Origin of the sequence: Burkholderia sp. Bp9015 (assembly GCF_003853505.1) — a bacterium.
In the GTDB taxonomy this organism is placed as follows: Bacteria; Pseudomonadota; Gammaproteobacteria; order Burkholderiales; family Burkholderiaceae; genus Burkholderia.
Genome location: NZ_QTPZ01000047.1, coordinates 37,463 through 57,694 on the forward strand (window position 1 = coordinate 37,463; position 20,232 = coordinate 57,694).

17 protein-coding genes are annotated in these 20,232 nt (G+C 69.6%); 6 read left to right on the plus strand and 11 right to left on the minus strand.

Annotation, left to right across the window (positions count from 1 at the left end; genetic code table 11):
* Positions 1-50: 50 nt before the first annotated feature.
* A complete protein-coding gene (locus DIE12_RS33750; RefSeq protein ID WP_124523762.1) occupies positions 51-1,013 on the minus strand; it encodes an ABC transporter substrate-binding protein in 963 nt (320 codons plus the stop codon).
* A 475-nt stretch (positions 1,014-1,488) separates the two neighbouring features.
* On the opposite strand from DIE12_RS33750, the gene DIE12_RS33755 reads away from it, so the two are divergent.
* Positions 1,489-2,553: a DNA topoisomerase IB gene (locus DIE12_RS33755; RefSeq protein ID WP_124523776.1), complete on the plus strand. Its 1,065-nt coding sequence runs from the start codon at positions 1,489-1,491 to the stop codon at positions 2,551-2,553.
* Between the two features lie 28 nt (positions 2,554-2,581).
* On the opposite strand, the gene pqqE is transcribed toward DIE12_RS33755, so the two are convergent.
* The 6 genes from pqqE to DIE12_RS33785 all read right to left on the minus strand — a co-directional run bounded on the left by pqqE (position 2,582) and on the right by DIE12_RS33785 (position 8,088).
* Positions 2,582-3,700: a pyrroloquinoline quinone biosynthesis protein PqqE gene (pqqE, locus tag DIE12_RS33760; RefSeq protein WP_124523763.1), complete on the minus strand. Its 1,119-nt coding sequence runs from the start codon at positions 3,698-3,700 to the stop codon at positions 2,582-2,584.
* A 7-nt stretch (positions 3,701-3,707) separates the two neighbouring features.
* Entirely contained in the window at positions 3,708-3,989 is a 282-nt protein-coding gene (gene pqqD / locus DIE12_RS33765; protein WP_124489108.1) for a pyrroloquinoline quinone biosynthesis peptide chaperone PqqD, read from the minus strand.
* Positions 3,986-4,705, minus strand: coding sequence for a pyrroloquinoline-quinone synthase PqqC (pqqC, locus tag DIE12_RS33770; RefSeq protein WP_124523765.1), 720 nt, complete (start codon positions 4,703-4,705; stop codon positions 3,986-3,988). Before pqqC ends, pqqD begins: the two co-directional genes overlap by 4 nt.
* 2 nt (positions 4,706-4,707) lie before the next feature.
* Complete coding sequence (gene pqqB, locus DIE12_RS33775) at positions 4,708-5,631, minus strand: pyrroloquinoline quinone biosynthesis protein PqqB (protein ID WP_124489110.1); 924 nt, start codon at positions 5,629-5,631, stop codon at positions 4,708-4,710.
* Between the two features lie 64 nt (positions 5,632-5,695).
* Positions 5,696-5,770 carry a pyrroloquinoline quinone precursor peptide PqqA gene (pqqA, locus tag DIE12_RS33780; protein WP_006410019.1) on the minus strand — a complete coding sequence of 25 codons (75 nt, stop codon included), beginning with the start codon at positions 5,768-5,770 and terminating at the stop codon, positions 5,696-5,698.
* A gap of 302 nt (positions 5,771-6,072) precedes the next feature.
* Positions 6,073-8,088 (minus strand): sigma-54-dependent Fis family transcriptional regulator, encoded by a 2,016-nt coding sequence (locus DIE12_RS33785; protein ID WP_124523766.1) that lies wholly within the window; start codon positions 8,086-8,088, stop codon positions 6,073-6,075.
* Positions 8,089-8,418: 330 nt separating this feature from the next.
* On the opposite strand from DIE12_RS33785, the gene DIE12_RS33790 reads away from it, so the two are divergent.
* Entirely contained in the window at positions 8,419-9,414 is a 996-nt protein-coding gene (locus DIE12_RS33790; RefSeq protein ID WP_124523768.1) for an alpha/beta fold hydrolase, read from the plus strand.
* Here the strand turns inward: DIE12_RS33790 and DIE12_RS33795 are convergent.
* From DIE12_RS33795 to DIE12_RS38825, 4 genes are all read right to left on the minus strand, one after another.
* Positions 9,399-11,699 carry a TonB-dependent receptor gene (locus tag DIE12_RS33795; protein ID WP_124523770.1) on the minus strand — a complete coding sequence of 767 codons (2,301 nt, stop codon included), beginning with the start codon at positions 11,697-11,699 and terminating at the stop codon, positions 9,399-9,401. The genes DIE12_RS33790 and DIE12_RS33795 overlap by 16 nt on opposite strands.
* A gap of 88 nt (positions 11,700-11,787) precedes the next feature.
* Positions 11,788-12,216 (minus strand): biopolymer transporter ExbD, encoded by a 429-nt coding sequence (locus DIE12_RS33800; protein ID WP_124489114.1) that lies wholly within the window; start codon positions 12,214-12,216, stop codon positions 11,788-11,790.
* Positions 12,213-12,929: a MotA/TolQ/ExbB proton channel family protein gene (locus DIE12_RS33805; RefSeq protein ID WP_124523772.1), complete on the minus strand. Its 717-nt coding sequence runs from the start codon at positions 12,927-12,929 to the stop codon at positions 12,213-12,215. The genes DIE12_RS33800 and DIE12_RS33805 overlap by 4 nt, the downstream gene beginning before the upstream one ends.
* 10 nt (positions 12,930-12,939) lie before the next feature.
* Positions 12,940-13,821 carry an energy transducer TonB gene (locus tag DIE12_RS38825; RefSeq protein WP_260429069.1) on the minus strand — a complete coding sequence of 294 codons (882 nt, stop codon included), beginning with the start codon at positions 13,819-13,821 and terminating at the stop codon, positions 12,940-12,942.
* 652 nt (positions 13,822-14,473) lie between these two features.
* Here DIE12_RS38825 and DIE12_RS33815 point away from each other — a divergent pair.
* From DIE12_RS33815 to DIE12_RS33830, 4 genes are all read left to right on the plus strand, one after another.
* On the plus strand, positions 14,474-16,201 hold the full coding sequence (locus DIE12_RS33815; RefSeq protein WP_044849070.1) for a methanol/ethanol family PQQ-dependent dehydrogenase: 1,728 nt from the start codon (positions 14,474-14,476) through the stop codon (positions 16,199-16,201).
* 82 nt (positions 16,202-16,283) lie between these two features.
* Positions 16,284-17,540 carry a c-type cytochrome gene (locus tag DIE12_RS33820; RefSeq protein ID WP_124523774.1) on the plus strand — a complete coding sequence of 419 codons (1,257 nt, stop codon included), beginning with the start codon at positions 16,284-16,286 and terminating at the stop codon, positions 17,538-17,540.
* Between the two features lie 76 nt (positions 17,541-17,616).
* A complete protein-coding gene (locus DIE12_RS33825) occupies positions 17,617-17,934 on the plus strand; it encodes a high-potential iron-sulfur protein (protein ID WP_124489117.1) in 318 nt (105 codons plus the stop codon).
* Positions 17,935-17,950: 16 nt separating this feature from the next.
* Positions 17,951-19,804: a sigma-70 family RNA polymerase sigma factor gene (locus DIE12_RS33830; protein ID WP_124523779.1), complete on the plus strand. Its 1,854-nt coding sequence runs from the start codon at positions 17,951-17,953 to the stop codon at positions 19,802-19,804.
* The last annotated feature ends 428 nt before the right edge of the window (positions 19,805-20,232 follow it).

Sequence of the window (20,232 nt, forward strand, 5' to 3'; positions counted from 1 at the left end):
AGCGGCGGCCGGACGGCGGCGAACGCGCCGCCGTCCGCGTGCGCCGGGATTCAGTACTTGCGGGTCGGCAGCACCTGCGCCGCGACGCTCATCGGGAACACCGTCTCGTTCGTGACGATGCGCTTCGGCAGCTGCTTGCCGGCGACCACGTCCTTCACCGCGGTCATCAGCTGCGGGCCGAGCAGCGGGCTGCATTCGACGTCGACGTTGATCTTGCCGGCGACCATCGCCTGGAAGCCGCCCTTGGTCGCATCGAACGACACGACGCTCACGTCCTTGCCGGGCTTGATGCCGGCCTCTTCCATCGCCTGGATCGCGCCGAGCGCCATGTCGTCGTTGTGCGCGTAGACGACGTTGATCTGCTTGCCGTAGGTCTTCGCGAACGCTTCCATCACCTGCTTGCCGCCGGCGAGCGTGAAGTCGCCGCTTTGCGACGCGATCACCTTGAACTTCGGATTGTTCTTGATCACTTCGAGCAGGCCCGCGCGGCGGTCGTTGGCGGGCGCCGAGCCGACCGTGCCCTGCAGCTCGACGATGTTGACCGGGCCCGCATCGTTCCTGTAGCGCTCTTCCAGCCAGTGGCCCGCGCGCCGCCCTTCCTCGAGGAAGTCGGAGCCGATCATCGTCACGTACAGCGACGGATCCTTCACGTCGACGCCGCGATCGGTCAGGATCACCGGGATACGGGCCGCCTTCGCTTCGGTCAGCACCGGCTCCCAGCCCGACTCGACGACCGGCGAGAACGCGATCACGTCGACCTTCTGCGCGATGAACGAGCGGATCGCGCGGATCTGGTTCTCCTGCTTCTGCTGCGCGTCCGAGAATTTCAGGTTGATGCCGGCCTCCTTCGCCGCGCCCTTCACCGACACGGTGTTCGCGGTGCGCCACGCGCTTTCCGCGCCGACCTGCGAGAACCCGAGCGTGATCGGCTTTTGCTGCGCGTGCGCGCCGGTGGCCAGCACCGTCGCCGCGGCGACGATCGCGCCGGCCGCCAGCTTCCTGATGAATGTCATGGTCCGTCTCCGATGGTGTCGTTGTATGCCGCGGCGCCGGCCTGGCGCGGTGCCGTGTCGTGCTGTTGTGGTTCTGCGTGGCACGGGCGCGGTTCGGGGCGAGGCGGCCCGGCCGTTGCGGCCGGCCCGAGATGTACGCCCCGGATCAGTCTAGGAACAAGTCCGATAACCTTCCAATGAAATATTGGATTGAAGCGATATCGGTATCGGCATACGTATAAACACCTAAGCGGGCGGGGCGGCGTCGTCAAATGAACTCGGGGCGATCAACGAGAACGCCACCCGGATTGTTTTTCTCCATGGTCGGCCGGCGCAACGGTAACGGCATGGCGCCGCAAGCACGGCGCACGCTTCTTGCTGTCACGCTCCGAATCGCGCGAACGACAAGGAGAAGACGATGCCAGCAGCAGCGACGAGCGGAGCCCGCCGCGCCGATGCGCGGATCGACCGCGCGCGTCGATCGACGCATCGCAGCATGAAGACGCGCACGCCCCGCGCGGCACCTCCGGACGCGGACGTGTCCGCCGCCCCGCTGCGCCACGTCGACGACCGGCGCCCCGGCTACACGCGCCGGCGGCTGCGCAACGGCTTCGCGTACTACGCGCCGGACGGCACGCGGATCCGCGACGCCGACGAGATCGCCCGCATCAACGCGCTCGCGATTCCGCCCGCTTACACCGACGTGTGGATCTGCACGGACCCGCGCGGCCATTTGCAGGCGACGGGGCGCGACGCGCGCGGACGCAAGCAGTATCGTTATCACCCGCAGTGGCGCGCGACACGCGACGCGAACAAGTACGCACGGATGGCTGAATTCGCCCGCGCGCTGCCGCGCATCCGCGCACGCGTCGCGCGCGATCTCGCGCTGCCCGGCATGCCGCGCGCGAAGATCGTCGCGACGGTCGTCCGGCTGCTCGACACGACGCTCGCGCGGATCGGCAACGCCGAGTATGCGCGCGAGAACGCGTCGTACGGGCTGACGACGCTGCGCAAGCGCCACGTGACGATCGGTCCGGGCCAGGTGCGGCTGCGCTTCACGGGCAAGAGCGGGATCGAGCACGACGTGACGGTCGACGACCCGCGCGTCGGCCGTATCGTGCGCCGTTGCGCGGAGCTGCCGGGACACGAGCTGTTCCAATATCTGGACGAAGACGGCACGCGCCATTCGGTCGGCTCGTGCGACGTGAACGACTATCTGCGCGACGCAGCGGGCGCGGCGTTCACGGCCAAGGATTACCGGACGTGGGCAGGCAGCGTGCAGGCGCTCGCGTTGCTGCGGCGCGTCCCGCAGCAGGACGTCGCGCACGCCAGCAAGCAGATCGTCGAAACGGTGCGCACCGTCGCCGAGGTCTTGCGCAACACGCCGGCCGTGTGCCGGCGCTGCTACATTCATCCGGTGGTGCTCGATACGTTCGAGGCCGGGATGCTCGCGGCGCTGCAGGTGCGCCGCACGCCGAGGGGGCTGCGCGTCGACGAAGCGGCGTTCGCGGCGCTGCTCGAGCAGGCGGCGCGGCAAGCGGTCAAGCGGTCGAACAAGTGAGGCTCACCGACATGCCGCCCGCTGCCGCTCAGCTCGCGATCGAATTCGCAATACTGCGAAAGATCAGCGGCCGCTCGTCCTCGCGCCCTGCCCGCCGCGCGAACTGCACGACTTGTTCGACCCGGCCGTGATGTTCGGACTTCGCGCAGACCGGATCGGCCTGCGCCGGATCGCCGGCCAGCATGTACGCCTGGCAGCGGCACCCGCCGTGATCCGTGTGACGCTCGTCGCAGGTGCGGCACGGATCGCGCATCCACCCGTCGCCGCGAAACGCGTTGAATGCGTCGCTGTCGTACCAGATCTCCTGCAGCGACCGGTCGCGCACGTTCGGCAGCGCGAGGCCCGGCAAGCCGCGCGCGGCATGGCACGGCAGCGCGGTGCCGTCCGGCGCGACGCCGAGGAACACCGAGCCCCAGCCGTTCATGCAGGCCTTCGGCCGCTGCTCGAAGTAGTCGGGCACGACGAACAGGATCTTGCACCGTTCGCCGACGAGCTTCCGGTAGCGGTTGACCGTTTCCTCCGCTTCGCGCAGCTGTTCGGCGGTCGGCATCAGCTGGTCGCGATTCAGCATCGCCCAGCCGTAATACTGCGTGTTGGCAAGCTCGAGAAAATCCGCGCCGAGGTCGAGCGCCATCTCGATGATCTGGCCGACGTGCGGCAGGTTGTACCGGTGCAGCACGCAGTTCAGCACCATCGGATAGCCATGCGACTTGATCAGCCGCCCGACGCCGCGCTTGAGGTCGAAGGTGCGCGTGCTGGTCAGGAAGTCGTTCAGCTCGCGCGTCGAATCCTGCAGCGACAACTGGACATGATCGAGGCCGGCCGCCTTGAGCCGGCCGATGCGCGTGGCATTCAGGCCCACGCCCGACGTGATCAGGTTGGTATAGAAACCCAGCGACCGCGCATGCTCGACCAGCACCTCCAGATCGTCGCGCTGCAGCGGTTCGCCGCCGGAAAAGCCGATCTGCGCGGCGCCGAGCGCGCGCGCGTCGCTGATCACCGTGCGCCACGCGTCGGTGTCGAGCTCCGCGCCGTGCGTCGCGAAGTCGACGGGGTTGTAGCAGAACGCGCAGTGCAGCGGACAGCGGTACGTGAGCTCGGCGAGCAGCCACAGCGGCGCGCTCGGGCGGTTCGGAGGCGGTGTCATGTCCATGTCAGTCGAGCCAGCCGCGCAGTCGCGCATGATCGAGGAAGCGATAGACGTCCGACGCGAGGTCCGACGTGCTGAACAGCCGCTCGAGCTCGTCGATGATGTCGTCGAGCTCGCGCTTGCCGTCGCAGCGCGCGAGGATCTCGCCCGCGCTCGGGTTGAGCCGGACCATTCCTTCCGGATACAGGAGCACGTACGCATCCTGGGCCGCCTCCCACTGCAGACGGTACATGCCCCTCAGCGAGGGGCGCAGCGGCACGCCGCTGACGGCTTCGTTGGAGTTCATGCGGGGTACGCCTTTTCAATCGCATCGAGAATCGACCACAGCACATCCAGCTTGAACGACAGGATGTCGAGCGCGCGCCGTTGCGCGTCCGGTGTCGTGAAATGGCTCAGCGTCACCGCGAGCCCGTGTTCGACGTCGCGCTGCGCGAGCGGCACGCGGCTGCGGAAATACTGCAGCCCGTCCGCCTCGATCCACGGATAGTGGGACGGCCAGCCCGCGAGCCGGTCGAGGTGGATCTGCGGCGCGAACATCTCGGTCAGCGACGAGCACACGGCCTCCTGCCATGGTGCGTGCCGCGCGAAATTGACGTAGGCGTCGACCGCGAACCGCACGCCGGGCAGCACGTGCGCGAGCGACCACAGCTCCGAGCGCTCGATGCCGACCGCCTCGCCGAGCCGCGCCCAGGCCTCGATCCCGCCTTCCTGACCGCCGTGACCGTCGTGGTCGAGAATCCGCTCGACCCACAGCCGGCGCGTGTCGCGGTCCGGACAATTGGACAGGATCGCCGCGTCCTTCAGCGGAATGCTGACCTGATAGTAGAAGCGGTTCGCGACCCAGCCGCGGATCTGCGCCGGCGAGCACGCGCCGGTGTTCAAGCGCCGGTTGAACGGATGATGGATGTGGTAGCGCGATTCGAGCGCGCGCAGGCGCGCCTCGAACTCCTGCGCACTCCAGGGCGTCGCGTGCAGCGCCGCGGCGGGAATCGGTGCGTTCATGGTCAGACCTCGAATTGCATGCCGTCGTGGGCGACCTCGATGCCGTGCTCGCGCAACTGCGCGCGCTGCGCGGAACCTGGGTCGAGAATCGGATTCGTGTTGTTGATGTGCGTGAGGACCTTGCGCGTGTGCGCCGGCAACTGCCGCAGCTGCTCGATCATCCCCGGCCGCGCCGCGTCGCCGCACTGCGCGAGATGCCCCATGTCGGCCGCGTGCTTCGACGACAGGCCGAGGTCGATCATCTCGGTGCCGGTCCAGAAGGTGCCGTCCACCAGCACGAGATCGGCGTCGCGCATCGCGGCGCGCGCGCCGTCGTCGACGTCGGCGAGCCCCGGCGCGTAGAACGCGTGCCGGCCGGTCGCCGTATCTTCGATCAGGAGTGCGATGTTGTCGCCCGGCACGCTCGCCTCGCGGCGCGGCGAATACGGCGGCGGCTTGCTGTCGACCGGCACGGCGGTGAAGCGAAGGCCGCCGGCGCCCGCGATCGCGAACGGCTGGCCCGGCGCGATCGGGTGGACGTCGACCCCGCAGTAGTGGCCGAGCAGCGGCACGAGCGGCAGCCCGGTCGACAGGTCGTCGAGCACCGGTGCGCTCGCGTACAGCGGCAGCGGCGACGTGCGTTCGCGCAGCATCAGCAGGCCCGTCACGTGATCGATCTGCGCGTCGCACAGCACGACGGCGACGATCGCGCTGTCGCGGATCGCGCGGGCGGGCTGCAGGTCGGGGGCCGCGCGCAGTTGCGCGAGGATGTCCGGCGACGCGTTCACCAGCACCCAGTCGCTGCCGTCGCCGCTGACGGCGATCGACGATTGCGTGCGCGGCACGATGCCGTCGGTGCCGGCCCGCGCGCGACGGCAGTTGCCGCAGTTGCAGTTCCATTGCGGCAGTCCGCCGCCGGCGCCCGAGCCGAGTATCTTGATCTTCATCTGCGTGTGCTCCGGGTGCCGCCCGCATCGTGTCCGTCGATGCGGGCGGCACTGCGCGCGTCGATCAGCGGTTGGCGATGTACATCGTGATTTCGAAACCGAAACGCAGGTCGGTATAAGCCGGGGTGGTCCACTGCATGATGTGTCTCCTTGTTGAGTTGGTGAGTCGAACAAACCGCATCGATCGAGCGGCCGATACCCATTCAGCAAGGAGCGTGCCGGGGCCGGATTTGCGTCGCGCGGCGGTGTGCGCAGGCGTGCGGCCACCGCCGGGTGGTCACGGCACCGGAATCCTTACGATTGACCGACATAAATATTTCAGAATCCGTCGAGCGACGGTTCACGATGCGCGCGGCCTGGTGAGCAAGTGTTGAATCCTTGAACACCGGGTGTTGCAACCTGACACACCGGTGTGACAGTCGCGGCTTCCGTCAGGGTTCGTCAGGGTTCGTCCGGCTCCAGCGCATCCGGCCCGGCGGCCGGCATCTTGCGGTAGATCGTGTTGCGCGACACGCCGAGCGCGCGTGCGGCGGCGGACACGTTGCCGCCATGACGCGCAAGCGCGGCCGCGATCGCGGATGCGGCCACGTCCTGCAACCGCGCATCACCGGCCGTGGTCGCGTTCGCGAACGCTGGCGCTTCCGCTGCGAGCGCTGGCGGCGCAGCGGCGCCCTGCGCCGCCGCGCCGCCGTCGCGCCGCACGTCGTCGAAGAAGTCGTCCGGCAAATGCTCGCAGCGGATCTCGCAGTCGTCGTCGACCATCGCGGCCGCGGTGCGCAGCAGGTTCGCGAGCTGCCGGAAGTTGCCCGGCCACGCGCAACGCTCGAACAGCGCCATCACGTCGGGCGCGACGCTCAACGGTCGGCGTCCGGGCCCCGACAGCGTCTCCCGCTGCAGCATCTTCTGGACGACCACCGCGAGGTCCGTGCGGTCGCGCAGCGGCGGCAGCCGTACGACGAGGCCGTTGAGCCGGTAGTACAGGTCCTCGCGGAAGCGGTTCTGCGCGATCATCTCGCGCAGGTCGCGGTGGGTCGCGCAGATGATCGCGATGTCGACGCCGATCGCCTTCGTCGAGCCGAGCGGGTTGACGATGCGCTCCTGCAGCACGCGCAGCAGCCGCACCTGCAGCGGATACGGCATGTCGCCGATTTCGTCGAGAAACAGCGTGCCGCCGTTGGCCTGCAGCAGCTTGCCGGTCGCGCCCTTGCGGCGGGCGCCGGTAAACGCGCCCTCCTCATAGCCGAACAGTTCGGATTCGATCAGCGTCTCCGGAATCGACGCGCAGTTGACGGCGACGAACGGCCCGTCGCGGCGCGGCGAGTCGTTGTGGATCGCCTGCGCGAGCAGTTCCTTGCCGGTGCCGGTTTCGCCGGTGATCAGCACCGGAATGTCCTTGCCGATCACCTTGCGGACCTTCGCGATCACCGCCGCGACCTGCGGATCGCCGGTGTCGAGATAGCTGAGGCGCGACAGGCTCGCCGCGCCCTGCGCGGCAGGCGGCCGCGCGGCGGGGGCGGCGCCGTCGTGCACCTCGGCGGGCCGGCTGCCCTCGGCCCGCAACGCGCGCCGGAACTGCACGCGCGCACAGACCACCGCGCCGTTGCCGAGGTTCAGCGACACGTGCGGCTCGGTGCTCGCGCGCATCCGGTCGATCAGTTGCGCGCTCGTCACGTCGAACAGCGACGCGAGCGTATGCGCGCGCAGCGCGGCGAGCGGCATCCCGAGCTGGAACTGCGCGCTGCGGTTGGCCGACAGGAAGCGGCCGTCCGCGGTGAACGCGACGATCCCTTCCATCAGCGTGCCGAGGAATTCGGGGCGGCCGTGGAACGACACCTGCAGCGTTTCCTGGAAGGTCGTCGTGAACAGGTGGTTCTCGATCATCTGCACCGACATCTTCGCGAGCGCCATCGTGTGCTGGTGATAGCTGCGGTGGTCGCCCGTCACGTCGAGCACGCCGATCGCGTCGCCGTACGGATCGAGAATCGGCACGCTCGAGCAGGTCAGGAAATGGTTCGCGGCCAGGAAGTGCTGGTCGCCGTGCACGACCATCGGACACAGCTCCGCGAGCGCGGTGCCGATCGCGTTGGTGCCCTGCCGGTTCTCGGCCCAGTTCGCGCCGGGGCGCAGCGCGACCCGCTCCGCGCGCCGCAGGAAGTCATCGTCGCCGATCGAATGCAGGATCAGCCCTTCCGCATCGGTCAGCACGATCATGCTCTGCGTGTTGACGATCTGCTCGTGCAGCGTCTCCATCACGGGCATCGCATGCACGCACAGCACGCGGTTCTGCTCGCGCTTGAGCGCCAGCGCGGCGCCGGACAGCAGGTCGTAGTCGGGACGTGCCGACGCCTGCAGGCCGAACGTCTCGGACCGCTCATGGGACTTCTGGATCGTCGGCGTCGGCCAGCCGGGCGCATGCGTGGCCCGTGCGTTGGCCGTCGGATGAACGTCATCGCGCATTGTCTCCTCCGGGGATCCTTCCGGTCGCTGCCGGACTGTTTGCGCTTGATGCAAGCAAACATCGGGCCACGATGGGATGCGCGCACGATCTGGTTTCGTTGCATCGCCGCGCCGACCGAAATTGAAAGGGAAATGAAATGACGGCACTGGCTTGCCGTCGATGCGGCGTCCCGAGCGCGTGATCGACGTGATAACGTGAAACGCACGCGTGCCGCCACCCGGACGAATCCCTATCTTCATCGCCGGCGCGAATCTGGCTTCATACGGGTCGGGCGTGGCCGCATCGCGCGATTGCCTTTCCCGCTCCGTCTCCCTCTACGCCCGGCCGACATGTCGCAATCACGCAGCCACCGCTCCGCCTTCCCCGTGCGCCGCCTGTCCCGCGATGCATGCACGATCGCGTGGACCGAGGCCGGCAACCCGCGCGGCGCTCCGGTCGTCGTGCTGCACGGCGGGCCCGGCAGCGGCAGCCGGCCGGCCGTGCTGCGCCTGTTCGACCTGACGCGCACACGCGTCGTGCTGGTCGACCAGCGCGGCGCGGGTGCATCGACGCCGCGCGGCGGCCTGCGTCACAACGACACGATGCGACTGATCGGCGATCTCGACGCGCTGCGCGCGCGGCTCGGCATCGCACGCTGGGGCGTCGTCGGCGGGTCGTGGGGCGCGGCGCTCGCGCTCGCCTACGCGGGACGGCATCCGTCGCGCGTCACCGGCGTCGTGCTGCGCGGGTTGTTCCTCACGTCGTCGCGCGAAGTGCGCGGCCTGTTCGTCGGTGCACGCGCACGCGCGCCGCGGGCCTGGCAGCGCCTGACGGCCGCCGCCGGCACCGCGCGCGCCGATCGCCTGATCGCCTGCTGCGCGCGGCGTCTCCAGCCGGGCGCCGACGCGGCGCGGCAGCGCGCGGTCGCGCTCGCATGGAACGCGTATGAAGACGCGATCCTGTCCGGGCGGCCGGCGCGCGGCGCGCGGCCGGCGCAAGCCGCGATCGACCGGCTGATCGACAAGTACCGGATCCAGGCGCACTACCTGCAACGCCATTGCTGGCTCGGCGAACGCCGCTTGCTGGCGCTCGCCCGGCAAGCCGCGCAAGCCGGCGTGCCGATACATGCCGTGCACGGCACGCGCGACCGCGTGTGCCCGGTCGACAACGTCGATCGACTCGCGCGCGCGGTGCCGGCCGCCATCGTCGAGCGTGTGCCGGCCGGGCATCTCGCGAGCGATGCTGCGCTCGCGCGTGGCATCGCCCGCGCGGTACGCAAGATGCTCGACGTCGCGGCGGCAGACGCACCACAACATGCCGAGCCGCCCGTTCAGTCCCACGCATAGCGCGCGCCGACCCATGCGCCGCGCGGCGCGCCCGGCCCGACGAACTGTTCGTTGACGGCATTGAGCCCGTCGAACGAATGGTCCGGACCATTGAAGACGTTCCGGCCGAGCATCCCGAAGCTCGCATAGCGCTTGTCGAGCAGGTTGGTCACCGACGCGAACAGCTGCAGCTGCTTCGTGACCTGCCAGGTCGTGTCGAGGTCGATGAGGAAATAGCCGGGCACCTTGCCATTTTCGTCCTGGTTGTTCTCGTCGCCGCGCGCGAACACGCCGCTGCGATACGTGATGCGGGTGCCCACGGTCCACTTCGGCGTCGCCGCATAGTCGAGCCGCAGCTTCACGGTGCTCGACGGAATCCCCGGAATGCGGTCGCCGGAGCGGACGACGATGTTGCCGCGCGCATCGGCGCTCGAATTGCTCGCGCTGCTTTCGGTCCACGTCGAGCGGTAGCTGGCGTCGACATAGCTGTAGCTGACGCCGATGCCGAGCGGCCCGAGCTGCGTATGGCCCGCGAGTTCGAAGCCTTGCCGGCGCGTCTTGCCGACGTTCTGGAAATAACCGAGCGTGCTCGCGCCGCCGTTGCTGCTGATGAACTGGATGTCGTCGTCGAGCGTCGTGCGGTAGACGGCCGCGCTCCATGTCGTCGCCTGGCCCACCCGGCCGCGCGCGCCCAGCTCGATCGTCTTCGCGATCACGGGCTTCAGTGCCGGATCGGCGAGAAAGTCGTTCGGCAACGAGCACGGCGCGGCCGGATCGGCGCACGCGAGCTCGATCGCGGTCGGCGAGCGCATTCCTTCGTTGTACGTCGCATACGCGGTGAAGCCCGGCGCCGGATTCCACGTGACGCCGACGGCCGGATTGAACCGCGCGAACGTATGGCGCGCGGTCAGCAGCGGCTGCAGGCCGCTCACGTCCTCGATCGCCGCGCGCGACACGTTGTAGCGCCCGGCCAGTGTCAGCGACCATTGCCGCGTCAGCGCGAGCGTGTCGTCGAAGTAGACGCCGTAGTTCGCGTTGCGCGTCTTCGCGCGCGTCGTCTGCGTGAAGTCGCCGATGCCGACCGTCGCGCGCGTCGCCGTGAACATCGCATCCTGCGACGATTGCTCGAACCCCGAGTTCGCGAGATCGGCGGATGCGCCCGCCACGAACTGGTTGTCCATGCCGGCGAGCTTGCCGAGCAGCGTCAGCTGCAGGTTCGCGCCGTAGCTGTCGGTCGCGATCACCGAGCGCGCGTTGGTCGCCTGCACGGTGTCGGTGGCGCCGCTGCCGTCGACGCTGCCGAAATCGTCGTTCACGTTGCTGCTGATGTTGGTGTTGCGATAGTGCCGGTAATAGACGTTGCCGCTCAGCTGCACGCGGTCGCCGAACGAATGGTCGCCCGCCACGGTGACGTATGCGGCGCTGTTGCGGTTCAGGTCGGGATAGGTGTAGGCCTGCGCGCGATTGTCGAGAAACGTGCGCGGAATCGTCTGCGAGCCTTGCAGCGCGTTGTCCGCGCCGCCGGCCGAGATCGACAGCGTCGTATCGGCGTCCGTGTAGCGCAGCTTGCCGAAGCCCTGCCGCACGCGGCTCGCGTTGTGATCGGCCCAGCCGTTGTCGTTCGCGACGTTGCCCGTCACGTAATAGTCGAGGTGGCTGCCGATGCGTCCGCCCTGCTCGATCTGCGCGGTCTTGCGTCCCCACGAGCCGATCGATACCTGCGCGGCGCCGCCCGGGCTCGTCCTGCCGTTCTTCGTCGTGATCGCGAGCGCGCCGCCGAGCGTGTTGAGGCCGTAGGTCGGATTGGAACCGGGGATCAGCTGCATCGTGTCGATCGCCGCTTGCGGGATCAGGTCCCAGTTCACGACGTCGCCGAACGGCTCGTTGACACGCACGCCGTCGACGAACACCGACAGCCCCTGCGGCGTGCCGACGACCGGCGACGCGGTGAAGCCGCGGTAGTTCACGTCCGTCTGGTACGGATTGCCCTGTGCCTCGTTGATGTCGACGCTCGAGACGTTCTTCTCGAAGTAGTCGGTCAACACGCTGTCGTGCTGGCGCGCGAGGTCCTCGCCGCGAATCGTCTGCACGTTGGCCGGCACGCGCGAGAGCGGCGTGCCGATCCCGAGCAGCGGCGTCGTGCCGACGACGACGATCGGCGCGAGCGTCGGCGCATCGGCGTTGCCGGCCGGTTCGACCTGCGCCGACGCGGGCGCGAGCCAGCCGCCGAGCATGCCGCCGAAGCACAGCGTCACGCCCGCGCGCCGTGCGGCGAAGCGGCGCTTCGCCCCATCGGTTTCCTTCATGTCCACGTCTCCTCTTTTCTTGTCGTCGCGTCGTTATATCGTTGTCCGTATCGATAGGTCGGCGGCCATCTCCGCCGCCCCCGTTCGCTCATGGCGCCGGCCCGGCAGCGCCGTCCGCCGTCGCGATCGCGACATGCGCGACACGCGCGCGTCCGATCGACGCGATGACGCCGGCCACGGTGCCGAACGGCTCGTTGCGGTCCGCGTGCAGGCTCACGCTCGTCTGCGGGTCGTGCGCGACGCGGCGTGTCAGCACGGCTTCGACCTCGGCCGGCGCGGCCGGCGTGCCGTCGATCCGGATCGCGCCGTGCGCGTCGACGGTCACGGTGACGGTCGACGCACGCGGGTCGCGCGCGGGCGCGGCTGCCTTCGGCAGGTCGACGCGGATCGCATGCGTCATCAGCGGCGCCGCGACCATGAAGATCACCAGCAACACGAGGACGACGTCCACGAGCGGCGTCACGTTGATCTCGCCGAGCGGTTCGCCCGCGTCGGCTTCGCGCTCGTCCGTCCTCATACGGCCGCCCGGCGCACGCCCGCATTGCTTGCCGCCGGCAGCGCGGCATGCACCGGCGCGTCGATCCGGAAGCGGCGCTGTTCGGCCAGCGCGATCAGGTCCTGCCCGAACTCGTCGAGCCCGGCCGTCACGGTCTTGAGCTGCCGCAGGAACAGGTTGTAAGCCAGCACCGCCGGAATCGCGACGCCGATCCCGATCCCGGTCGCGACCAGCGCCTGGCCGATCGGCCCCGCGATCGCATCGATGCCGTTCGTGGCCGACGCCGTCATCGACTGCAACGTGTGGACGATGCCGAACACAGTGCCGAACAGCCCGACGAATGGCGCGACATTCGCAATCGACGCGAGCACGGTGAGCCCGCGCTCGAGCGGCCGCCGTTCGCGCCGGATCGCGCGCGCGAGCGTGCGTTCGAGCAGGTCGCGGCGGTCCCACGCAACCAATGTGGCCGGGGCGTGCGGCTCGGGTGCGTCGAGATCGCGCAATGCGGCGCACACGGCGCGCTGCAGGCGCGCGTTGGAGCTGGCGGCCGCCTCGTCGTCCGTCGGCATCGACAGTGCCGTGCGATCGCCGCGGCCCGCGGCAAAGCGGCGGTTGCCGAGCACGACGCGCGCATGCAGCAGTGCCTTGACGACGATCAGCGTCCAGGTGAGCGCCGACAGCACCGCGAGGAGCGCAAACGCGCCGACGACCGCGTAGTGGATGTAGTCAGACATGAAGGACTCCCTAGTTTCCGAGTTTGAACACGACCGGCACCCTGACCCAGCCGTCGATCGATTCCGTGCCGCGTTTCGCCGGCACGAAGCGCCAGTCCGTGACCGCCGCGACGGCCGCCTCGTCGAGCGCGTCGTGTCCGCTGCTCGCCGACAGCAGGACCTGGTCGGGCCGGCCGCTCGCGAGCACATGCACGTTCAGGAACGCGGTGCCTTCCCAGCCGCGCCGCTGCGCGGCGTCCGGATAGTCGGGCGCAGGATTGCGCAGGTAGGCCGCCGCGAAGCGCGGTGCGGTGACGGGTTCGGGCGCGGTTGCCGATGGTGCGGCGGGCGCCGCGTGCGCAGGCACCGTCGCGGTATCGGCCGATGCGTGTGCGGCGGCCGGCGACGCCGGTTCCGGTACCGCCCCGGCTCGCTGCAATTCGCCGTCCGGCCGCGCCACGGCGGTTGCGGCTGGGGGCTGGCGCGAAGGACTTGTGCGATCGACCCGACGCGGCACCGTCGGGTTCGGCCGAATCTCCCGAGGCATGACCGTTTCGCGGCGCGCATGCGAAGGCCCGTGCACGGGAGGAACCGGTGTTGCGCGATCCGTACGGCGCTGCTCGCCCGGTTCGGCCACCCGCGCGGATTCGCTCGCGTCCACCTCGACGGCGAGCGCACGGGCTAGCGTCGGGCGGGCAGCTGGCACCCATGCATGCCACAGCGCGACCGTGATGGCCGCGTGGACGGCGAATACCGCCAGCGCGACCGTGTGCAGCGGTTCGCGTGCGCGCACGGCCTGCGACATCGCGATCGTCGCCGCATCCGCGCCGACGGGCGCGATGCCGTATGCGAGCGCGACCACGCGGCGGCGCTCGGACCTGCGATTGGCATCGAACGGCATCGGGACAGGCATGGCGGTTTCTCGCTGCGCGGAATCGTTGCCGGTGCGAACGGCAAGAAGCATGCCGATGCCCGCATCGCCCGCCTGGCGCCGGTCGAAGCCGCCACGCGTCGATCCGCAACCGCCGACCTGTTGCAGTTCGTGCCACCGCTGTTGCACCTGTGTCAATTTGGATCAACGGTACGGCGCTCGCGCAGTCGTATGCGTGAGCGCCGTTCGGATCGAGCGCGCCGCCGCGGGCGCGCGGTCCGTTGCATGCGTGCGTCGCACCGGGTAACGGCGCGCCATCGACTCACACAGTCGACGACGATCGCCGTCCCTGCGCCGCACCGTCATCCATTCAGGCATGCCCTCGCGCATGACCGCCGCGATTGGCCGTGCGCCACGTATCGCATGCGCGCGGCTCCCGTCCGCTCACGGCGTTGTCATGTTTCGCAACACTCGGCCCGCGGCTGTCCCCGAACGCAACACCCGCGGATCACCCGCGCCGCGCCGCCCGCGTCGCCGCAACGCGCGCAATCGGCCGCTGCGCCTTGCCCGGCAAGGCGCGCGCCGCAGTGGCATGCGATTTGCATGACTGGCTGCGCACTGGACCCGGATCCCCACCCTGCCGGCCCGGCCATGTGTTGGCCGCGGTGCGACCACAATGACTCAGGAGACAACCATGAAAAAACTCTCGGCTTCGACGAGCCGACTGGCAACGATCGGCATCGCGGCGGCTGCCGCGATCGCCTTGAATCCCGGCCTGGTGGACGCTGCCGCGGATTATCCGGCCGTCACGTACCAGCGGCTCACGGATGCACAACGCGATCCGGGCTGGCTCACCTACTACCGCACGTACAGCGGCCAGGCGCATTCGCCGCTCAAGCAGATCGACGCGTCGAACGTGAAGCAGCTCACGCAGGCGTGGAGCTACAAGTTTCCGGCCGAGCTGAAGCAGGGTTTCGAGGCCACGCCGATCGTCAACGGCCGCTACCTGTTCGTGACCACGCCGAAGGACAACGTGTACGCGTTCGACGCGGCCACCGGCGCACAGCTGTGGAAATACGAACCGAAGCTCGGCGCGGAATCGTTCAAGACGGCCTGCTGCGACGTCGTGAACCGCGGCGTCGCGCTATACGGCAAGAACGTCTACGTCGCGATGCTGAGCGGCGAGGTGGCCGCGCTCGACGCGCAGACCGGCGCGCTCGTGTGGAAGAAGCAGATGTTCGAACCAGGGCTCGGCTACGCGTTCTCGCTCGCCCCGCTCGCGCTCGACGGCGCGATCGTGGTCGGCAGCTCGGGCGGCGAATACGGCGCACGCGGCTTCATCGCGGCGCTCAGCCCGAACGACGGCACGCTGCTGTGGAAGCGCTTCACGATCCCCGGCCAGGGCGAGAAGCACGCCGATACCTGGCCCGACGGCATGCAGGCGCACGGCGGCGCACCGGCCTGGCTGACCGGCACCTACGACGCGGCGACGCGCACGCTGTACTGGGGCGTCGGCAACCCGGGGCCGTGGCTCGCAGACCTGCGGCCGGGCGACAACCTGTACTCCGATTCGCTGCTCGCGCTGGATCCGAAGAACGGCGACCTCAAGTGGCACTACCAGTACACCAAGCACGACACCTGGGACTACGACGGCGTCAACACACCGGTGCTCGCGACGATCAAGTACAAGGGCAAGGAACACGACGCGATTGTCCATGCCGACCGCAACGGCTACTTCCATGCGATCGACCGCGACACCGGCAAGCTGATCTATGCGGAGCCGTTCGTGAAGGCCACGTCGGTCACCGGCTACACGGAAGACGGCGCGCCGATCCAGGATCCCGCGAAGTATCCGAAGGTCGGCACGACGATCGACACGTGCCCGAGCTTCCTCGGCGGCAAGAACTGGTGGTCGATGTCGTACGACCCCGTGCGCCATCTCGCGATCGTCCCGGCGCTGCATGCGTGCATGAGCCTGTCGGGCAAGTCGGTCAACTACATGGAAGGGCTGCCGTATCTCGGCGAAGGCTTCGAGATCAAGCCGGAGCCGGGCAGCGAAGGCTACGGCGAACTCCAGGCGATCGACGTGAACACCGGCAAGAAGGTGTGGAGCCACTGGAGCAAGCTGCCGTGGAACGGCGGCGTCGCGACGACCGCCAGCGGCCTCGCGTTCAGCGGCTCGCTCGACGGCCACCTGTACGCGTTCGACGTGTCGACCGGCAAGGTGCTGTGGGAGAGCCCGAAGCTCGCGAGCGGGATCATCGCGCAGCCGTCCGTCTTCGAAGTCGACGGCAAGGAGTACGTAGCAGTGCTCGCCGGCTACGGCGGCGCCAACCCGATCTGGGGCGGCCCGATGGCCAAGGCGGCGGACGACGTGCCGCGCGGCGGCACGCTGTACGTGTTCGCCCTCGACCGCGGCTGATCGACGTCCGTTCAACCGCATCGCACCCGCGCCGCCGGCGCGGGTGCCGCCTCCCTTCTCCTTTTCAACCGAGCGTACGATCATGAACCTCCGACTTTCCCGCCTCGCCGTGGCCAGTGCGCTCGCGGCAGGCACGGCGCTGACCCCGGTGCCGTCCACGGCCGCGACGGCGGTACGCGTCTGCTCGCTGCCCGGCACGCCGACGGCCGCGCTCGACAAGGCGGTCGCCCGCGAGGTGTTCCGCACGGCCGGCATCGCCGCCAGCTTCGCCGCACACGACGCGGGCGGCAGCGACGACGACGGCGTATCCGCGCACGAACTGGCCGGCATCCTCGAACGCGATTGCGACGTGCTCGCCGGCTTCCCGCGCTCGGCCATCGCCGACGCATCCGACACGAAGCTGCTGTTCTCGCAGGGCTACCTGCGCTCGGGCTACGTGAGCGTCACGCGCCGCGACGCCGGCACGCCGCCGACCGGCCGGGAAATCGTCGCGGCCACCTACGCGAGCCCCGCGCAACTGATCGCGGTGCAGCAGAAGAACGCGCGCTTCGATCTCGAGAACACGTCCGAGCAAACAGTCGACGCGGTCGCCCGCGGCCGCGCGCATCGCGCGATCGTCTGGTATCCGGCGGTCGTCGCGTACCAGGCCGCGCATCCGAAACAGGCGTTCCGCATCGGCGCGACCGCGTCGCCGTATGCGGAGTGGCAGCTCACGTTCGCGTTCGCGCCGCGCTCGGCCGCGTTGCAGCAGCGGATCGACGCGGCACTCACGCGGATGAAGGACAACGGCCGGCTGGCCGCGCTGACCCGCAAGTGGGCACTGCCCGGCAGCGCGCTCGAAGCGCACCAGTCGAGCACGCCGTCGCGTTTCCTCGACGGCGCGACGGCGAGCGCAGGCCGCGCGCCCGGTAGCCTGCTGCGCGCGCGCAACGTGCCCGCAGGCGGCTTCATCCGCGTCGCCGCGAGCACCGGCGACGCCGCGCCGACGTTCGACGCGGCCCAGGTCGCACACGGCAAGGAAATCTACGGCAATGCGTGCGCGAAGTGCCACGGCGCCGACCTCGAAGGCAACACCGCGCCCGCGCTGAGCGGCCCGTCGTTCGCGCCGCTGTCGCATTCGCACCTGACGATCGGCGGCGTGTTCGGCTACATGGCGACCAACATGCCGGCGGACCAGCCCGGCAAGCTGAAGGACGAAGACTACGCGGACCTGATGGCCTTCCTGCTCGCGTCGAACGGCTATGCCGCCGGCAAGAGCAAGTTGACGGCCGATACCGCCCACGCATCGACCGCGCCGCTCATTGCCGGTCCCGCCGCGCACAAGGACGCGAGCCAGTAACACCGGGGCAAGCGGCTCCGCCACGCGATGCGGGCCGCGCCCTTCCCCACGATTTCATCTTCACCAGGAAACGACCGTGACGTACCCGACCTCCCGCAGAACCTTCATCATCCATACCATCGGCCTGTGCGCGACGCTCGCCGCCGCACGCACGGCACTCGCGGCGCCGCCGCTCGTCGACGAGAACGACGCCGCCGCGAAGACGCTCGGCTATCGCGCGCGTGCATCCAGCGTCGACGCCGCGCAGTTCCCGAAATACCAGGCCGGCCAGCGCTGCGTGAACTGCCGCTTCTACAAGGGCGAAGCGGCGGATGCCGCCGGCACGTGTCCGATGTTCGGCGGCAAGCTGGTCGCGGCGGACGGCTGGTGCAACGTGTATGCGAAGCGCGCGTGACGCGTCGCGCGACGGGATGCCGGCGCGGCACGCACCGGCGCCCGCGGCCGGCATCGACGACGGCGCGCCGCCGCGCGCCGTCGCGCATCTGCACGCGCTGATCGCGACCGGCCTGTCGCGCGGCTTCGTCACGCGCGGCGACATCATCGACGCGCTGCCCGACGACGATGCGAGCGACAGCGGCATCGATGCCGCCGCCGCGGTGCTCGCCGAACTCGGCATCGCGGTGTGCGACAGCGCCGATACCGCGAGCGGCTGGACGATCGACCGCTACTTCCGGCCCGCGCCGCCCGCGCGTGCATGGGCCGACGGCGCCGGCACGCTCGCCGCGGCCGACCTGCTCGCGCCGCGCACGACCGACCCGGTCCGGCTGTACCTGCGCGAGATGGGCACGACACCGCTCCTCACGCGCGACGAGGAATTCGCGTACGCGCAGCGCATCGAGCGCGGCCGCGCGGCGTCGGTCGCGGTGCTGTGCGGCGATCCCGATGCACTCGACGCGCTGGTGTCGATCCGCACCGAGATCGCCGAATGCCGGACCGCCGCATCGACCTACGTGATCTTTCTCGCCGACGGCCCGCGCGACGATCGACCTGCGGACAGAGTCGATGCGGACGCTTCGCCCGCTTCCACCGGCGAACCCGCACGCGACGACGAGACGCCGCCGGAGGATTCGGCCTGGCGCGACGCCGTCGTGGCACGGCTCGCCCGCATCGACGCGCTCGCCGGCGGCATGCGCGCGGCGCTGCTGTCGGGCGGCACCGCTTCCGCCGCGTATCGCGCGCAAGTCCGCGACGTCGCGGCGCTGCTCGGCACGGTGAGCCTGTCCGCCCGCGCACTCGAACGGATGAGCGAACCGTTGCGCAAGCGCGCATGCCGGCAGCGCGCGCTGCGGGGCCGGCTGGCGCGGATGCTGGCCGACGTGGGCGTCCCGCCGTCGTTTGCGCGGTCGACCGACGACGACCACGCGGGCTGGCTCGCGTCGTGCATCGCCGCCCATCCGGCCTGCGGGCCGACGCTGACGCGGCGCGCGGCCGAGTTCGTCGACGCACGCGCCGCGATCGTGCGCGATGCCCCGGCGTCGGCGCTGCCGCCCGGCGCGACCGCGTCTCTCGATGCGCGGCTCGCTGCGATCGAGCGCGCGATGCAGCCGGCGAGGACGGGACTGTTCGACGCGAACCTTCGCCTCGTCGTGTCGATCGCAAAGCGCTATCCCGATCGCGGGCTGCCGTTCGCCGACCTGATCCAGGAAGGCAACATCGGCCTGTTGAAGGCGATCGAGCGCTACGACTACCGGCGCGGTTTCCGTTTCTCGACCTACGCGACCTGGTGGATCCGGCAGGCGATCACGCATGCGCTCGCCGACCTCGGCCGCACGATCCGCGTGCCGACGCATACGGTCGACGCGCTGAACAAGCTGACGCGGCTCGCGCGCGAGCATCGGCAACGCACGGGCACGGCCGCGACGCCGGCCGAACTGGCCGTCCACATGGGCGAGCCGGTCGACAAGGTGCGCGACCTGATGGCGATCGTGAAGGAGCCGGTGTCGGCGGATTTGCCGGTGTCGCCGGAAGGCGACATGACGTTCGCCGACGTCGCGCCGGACCTGTCGTCGCCGTCGCCCGAAGACGCGGCCGGCGCCGCCCAGTTGCGCCATACGATCGCCGCCGCGATCGACCGGCTGCCGCCGCGCGAGGCGACGGTCCTGCGGTTGCGCTACGGACTGCACGCGGACGAAGGCTGCTCGCTGCGCGACATCGGCCGCCAGTTGAACCTGTCCGCCGAACGCGTGCGGCAGATCGAGGCGTCGGCGCTCGCGCGGCTTCGCGCATCCGACGCGCTCGGCACGCTCCGGTCGTTCATCGCGTAGCGCGGCGTCCGGCCAGTGGCCTGCACGCCGCGCATCGTGTGCCGTGTTGACGCCTGCAACACCCGCTGCTGCATTTCGACGCAACGCGCAGGCCGGCAAGCGCACCGAGTGCCTGGTCTTTTTATGCTTTGCACTGCATATCGATCTACGTGAACCGCACTGCAACGCGCACGCACGCCGCTCCGGCCGAATACCCGTTCGATTGGCATGCAAGTTGCGTTTCAACAGTCAGGCCGCACACCAACGATTTCCACGGAGAACACCTTGACTGCCCTCGTATCGATCCTGCAGGAACACCGAATCTTCGAACCGTCGGCCGACGCACGCGAGCGCGCCAACATCTCCGGCATACCGGCCTACCGCGCGCTGGTCGCCGAAGCCGAGCAGGATTACGAAGGCTTCTGGGCGCGTCTCGCGCGCGAGGGCCT

What these genes read in the sequence shown, in the direction of transcription:
- DIE12_RS33750 (WP_124523762.1), bottom strand. Translation starts at nt 1,013, where the DNA reads ATGACATTCATCAGGAAGCTGGCGGCCGGCGCGATCGTCGCCGCGGCG.
- DIE12_RS33755 (WP_124523776.1), top strand. Translation starts at nt 1,489, where the DNA reads ATGAAGACGCGCACGCCCCGCGCGGCACCTCCGGACGCGGACGTGTCC.
- pqqE (WP_124523763.1), bottom strand. Translation starts at nt 3,700, where the DNA reads ATGACACCGCCTCCGAACCGCCCGAGCGCGCCGCTGTGGCTGCTCGCC.
- pqqD (WP_124489108.1), bottom strand. Translation starts at nt 3,989, where the DNA reads ATGAACTCCAACGAAGCCGTCAGCGGCGTGCCGCTGCGCCCCTCGCTG.
- pqqC (WP_124523765.1), bottom strand. Translation starts at nt 4,705, where the DNA reads ATGAACGCACCGATTCCCGCCGCGGCGCTGCACGCGACGCCCTGGAGT.
- pqqB (WP_124489110.1), bottom strand. Translation starts at nt 5,631, where the DNA reads ATGAAGATCAAGATACTCGGCTCGGGCGCCGGCGGCGGACTGCCGCAA.
- DIE12_RS33785 (WP_124523766.1), bottom strand. Translation starts at nt 8,088, where the DNA reads ATGCGCGATGACGTTCATCCGACGGCCAACGCACGGGCCACGCATGCG.
- DIE12_RS33790 (WP_124523768.1), top strand. Translation starts at nt 8,419, where the DNA reads ATGTCGCAATCACGCAGCCACCGCTCCGCCTTCCCCGTGCGCCGCCTG.
- DIE12_RS33795 (WP_124523770.1), bottom strand. Translation starts at nt 11,699, where the DNA reads ATGAAGGAAACCGATGGGGCGAAGCGCCGCTTCGCCGCACGGCGCGCG.
- DIE12_RS33800 (WP_124489114.1), bottom strand. Translation starts at nt 12,216, where the DNA reads ATGAGGACGGACGAGCGCGAAGCCGACGCGGGCGAACCGCTCGGCGAG.
- DIE12_RS33805 (WP_124523772.1), bottom strand. Translation starts at nt 12,929, where the DNA reads ATGTCTGACTACATCCACTACGCGGTCGTCGGCGCGTTTGCGCTCCTC.
- DIE12_RS38825 (WP_260429069.1), bottom strand. Translation starts at nt 13,821, where the DNA reads ATGCCTGTCCCGATGCCGTTCGATGCCAATCGCAGGTCCGAGCGCCGC.
- DIE12_RS33815 (WP_044849070.1), top strand. Translation starts at nt 14,474, where the DNA reads ATGAAAAAACTCTCGGCTTCGACGAGCCGACTGGCAACGATCGGCATC.
- DIE12_RS33820 (WP_124523774.1), top strand. Translation starts at nt 16,284, where the DNA reads ATGAACCTCCGACTTTCCCGCCTCGCCGTGGCCAGTGCGCTCGCGGCA.
- DIE12_RS33830 (WP_124523779.1), top strand. Translation starts at nt 17,951, where the DNA reads ATGCCGGCGCGGCACGCACCGGCGCCCGCGGCCGGCATCGACGACGGC.